Here is a 3499-nt window from a genome sequence, read left to right as displayed (position 1 = left end):
CGGTGGTCCGAGGGCTCTCCCCACCGGATCTTCTACGCCGACCGGCGCGCCGTCGACCGGGAACTCGCCCGCCTGCTGGGCCGCCCGGTGGACGACCCGGTCCGCCTGGACGTCGGCATGCTCATGACCACGGCGACCGCGCAGGCGTGGGCGCGCGGGGTGGCGTTCCTCGCCGACGAGCTGTCGCAGCCGGCGGACGCGTCGCTGTTCGACCACCCGCAGGTCGCCGCCCGCTTCGAGCAGGGGCTCATCGGCAAGCTGTTGCTGGCCCACCGGCACAGCCACTCCCACCTGCTCGCCGAGCCGGACCAGCACGCCCACCCCGGGCGTCTCGTCCGCCGGGCCTGCGCCCTGATCTCCGAACACCACGGCGAGGCGCTGACCGTCGGTGACGTCGCCGAGGCGCTGCGGGTGAGCGTACGAACGCTGCAGGACTGTTTCCGCCGTGAGTTGCAGACCACCCCGACCGCGTACCTGCGGGCCTGCCGGCTCGACGCGGCGCACCGCACGCTCCGTTCGGCCGCGCCAGGGGTCTCCGTGACGACTGTCGCCCTGCAACACGGCTTCGTGCACCTCGGTCGGTTCGCGACCGAGTACCGGAGCCGGTTCGGCGAGTCGCCGTCGACGACCCTGCGTCGGTGACGAGCCTCGCCTCGCCCCGGCGGCGCGCCCCCCAAAGGGGCATTTCTGGCTGCTGACCGCGCCTCGCCCGGTGCTTGCCTTGACGCCGACGACAAGGTTTAGCGTGGTCGCGACGGGCCGATGGAGGAGGTCAGATGCTCATTGGCGAGTTGGCTGAGCGGGCCGGCACGAGCCCTCGCACGCTGCGCTACTACGAGGCGCACGGGTTGGTACGGGCGCAGCGCTCCGCCAACGGCTACCGCATCTACGACGAGGCGGAGCTGCGCGTCGTACGGGAGATCCGGGCACTGCTCGATGTCGGCTTCGGCCTCGATGATGTCCGTCCGTTCGTCGCCTGCCTGCGGGCCGGCAACAGCTCCGGCGACGTCTGCCCGGACTCGGTGGTGGTGCTGCGGCGCAAGATCGCCGAGGTCGACGCCGTCATCGACCGGCTCGGCGCGGTGCGCCACCAACTGCACGGTCAACTCACCCACGCGATCGCCCATCGGGAGAAGACATGTCTCAGAAGTCGGAAGTAGGTTCGCTGGTCACCGTGACCGACGACACGTTCGCGGAGCTGGTGCTGGCCAGCGACCGGCCCGTGGTCGTCGACTTCTGGGCGGACTGGTGCCCGCCCTGCAAGGCCATCGAGAAGAGCCTCGTCGAGCTGGCCCAGGAGTTCGGCGACCGAATGGTCGTGGCGAAGCTCAACTCCGACGAGAACCCGGTGGCGACCCGTAGCTACCAGGTGATGTCCCTGCCCACGCTGCTGGTGTTCCGTCAGGGCGAGGTGGTCGGCTCGACAGTGGGGTCCCGGCCGAAGACGTACCTGCGACAGACCCTGACCGCACAGGCCGGGTGGTAGCGGCCGGCAGCGCGCCCGGGGACAGCGCTCCCGGCCACCATCAGCCGCAGAAATCGTTATCCCGGTCCGGCCGGCCAGTCTCCTGAGGGGAGGCAGCTGGCGGTTCGTCCGCCATGCCCCCGTCAGGTAGAGGTACGACCAGATGAGGGAGTCGAGACGATGCGCGCAACCGGCCCGGGTGAAGCGGACGCCGCGAGGGGAAGACGAGGCGTCCACGCGGAACCCCGACGCGGGACGCTCGGCAGTCTCCCGGTCGGCGCGCGGCGGCTGTTGTGGCCGCTCCTGGTGGCCGCCGTGGTCGCCGTACTGGTGACCGGTGTGATCGTCGTGGTGCAGCCGACCGGGCCGACGCCGGCCCCGGCGGCGACCCAGGCCCTCGACGCGCCCACGCCGACGGCTTCGCAGCCCGGCGCGACCGGGCCGAGCGCACCCACCGCCACGGCGAGCCCGGCGGGGGCGGCCCCGACCCCGCCCCCGACGCCGGCGGTGCGGCCGACAACCGGGCGTCCGGTCGCCCCGGCGGCGACCTCGAAGCGCAAGGGCGTCGGGGTGTGGACCTTCGACGGCGTCAGCCAGGCGCTGGCCGACTCCGGGGCGAGCTGGTACTACACCTGGGACGTGAAGCACCAGGGCGTCGCCAGTCCGCAGGGCACCGAGTTCGTCCCCATGATCTGGGGGGCGAAGAGCGTCACCGCCAGCAACCTGCAACAGGCCAAGCAGAACGGCCGCTACCTGCTCGGGTTCAACGAGCCGGACCTGAACGGTCAGGCGGAGATGACCGTCGAGCAGGCGCTGGAGCTGTGGCCGCGGTTGCAGGCCACCGGTCTTCCGCTGGGCAGCCCGGCGGTCGCCTGGGGCGGGGACCGGCCGGGTGAGTGGCTCGACCGGTTCATGGCCGGGGCGAAGCAGCGCGGCTACCGCGTCGACTTCATCGCCCTGCACTGGTACGGCGGCGACTTCACCACCGCCAACGCGGTCAACCAGCTCAGGTCGTACCTGCAGGCCGTGCACGACCGGTACGGGCTGCCGATCTGGCTCACCGAGTTCGCCCTGATCGACTTCTCCAACGGTGTCCGCTTCCCCACGCAGGCCCAGCAGGCCGCGTTCCTCACCGCGGCCACCCGGATGTTGGGCGGCCTGTCCTGGCTGCACCGGTACGCGTGGTTCGGCCTGCCCGCCACGGACAAGGACCAGACCGGGCTGTTCCGCACCGGCGGCACGGCCACCGCCGTCGGCCGTGCCTACCAGGCGGCGCGCTGACCTACAGCAGGTCGACGTGGTCCCGCCAGGAGTGCTGCGGCTCGTACCCCAGCACCCGGCGGGCCTTGTCGATGCTGAGCAGGGTCTCGTGCTCGCCCAGCTCCTTGCGGACCTCGACGTCCGGGTAGACCTCGGCCATCAGGCTGGCGCTGGAGCGGGTCATGACGGTGTCGGCGTTGGCGATGATGAAGACGTCGGCGCCGGGCTGGTCGTGGGCTAGGGCCCGCTCGACGGCCTGGGCTCCGTCGCGGGCGTCGATGTAGCCCCACAGGTTCCACCGGCGCAGTTGCGGGTCGGCGTCGAAGGTGGGGAACGGCGCGTAGTCCTCGACGTCCATCACGTTGGAGAAGCGCAGACCCACCATGACCAGCTCCGGGTCCCACCGGCAGAAGTGCCGGGCCATCTCCTCCTCCAGTGCCTTGTTGAGCGAGTACGTCGACTCGGGCCGGGGCGCGTACTCCTCGTCGACCGGCGCGTACGGCGGCGGGGTGTCGAACGGTAGGCCGAGCACCGTCTCGCTCGACGCCCACACGACCCGTTTGATGCCGGCCGCCCGAGCGGCGGCGAACACGTTGTAGGTCGCGGCGGAGTTGTTCGCGAAGGTGGTGGCGTTGGACATCAGCCCGGGGGCCGGCACCGCCGCCAGGTGCACGACCGCGTCGACGCCGCCCGCGTGCTCGTCGGCTCCTCCGGTGAACGCCTCCACCACCTGCCCGTAGTCCGGCCGGTCGGCCCGCAGGAACTCGCCGGTCA

The 3499-nt window shown here is 71.7% G+C and carries 5 protein-coding genes; 4 read left to right on the top strand and 1 reads right to left on the bottom strand.

Translation table 11 applies throughout. The features are described from left to right. From KBX53_RS26505 to KBX53_RS26490, 4 genes are all read left to right on the top strand, one after another. Positions 1-642 (top strand): AraC family transcriptional regulator (locus KBX53_RS26505; protein ID WP_247676257.1); only part of this gene is annotated, 642 nt, incomplete at its 5' end. Between the two features lie 134 nt (positions 643-776). Then, positions 777-1160 carry a MerR family transcriptional regulator gene (locus KBX53_RS26500; protein ID WP_030337917.1) on the top strand — a complete coding sequence of 128 codons (384 nt, stop codon included), beginning with the start codon at positions 777-779 and terminating at the stop codon, positions 1158-1160. Continuing rightward, positions 1139-1486 (top strand): thioredoxin, encoded by a 348-nt coding sequence (trxA, locus tag KBX53_RS26495; protein WP_030337918.1) that lies wholly within the window; start codon positions 1139-1141, stop codon positions 1484-1486. Before KBX53_RS26500 ends, trxA begins: the two co-directional genes overlap by 22 nt. A gap of 294 nt (positions 1487-1780) precedes the next feature. Continuing rightward, positions 1781-2746, top strand: a complete 966-nt coding sequence (locus KBX53_RS26490; protein ID WP_307857720.1) for a glycoside hydrolase family protein — start codon at positions 1781-1783, stop codon at positions 2744-2746. Position 2747: 1 nt separating this feature from the next. Here the strand turns inward: KBX53_RS26490 and KBX53_RS26485 are convergent. Beyond that, the coding region (locus KBX53_RS26485; RefSeq protein WP_210862245.1) for an NAD(P)-dependent oxidoreductase at positions 2748-3499 on the bottom strand (752 nt) is incomplete at its 5' end.

Source organism: Micromonospora sp. M51, assembly GCF_018070305.1.
GTDB lineage: Bacteria > Actinomycetota > Actinomycetes > Mycobacteriales > Micromonosporaceae > Micromonospora > Micromonospora parva.
This window is presented reverse-complemented; position numbering and strand designations above follow the sequence as displayed.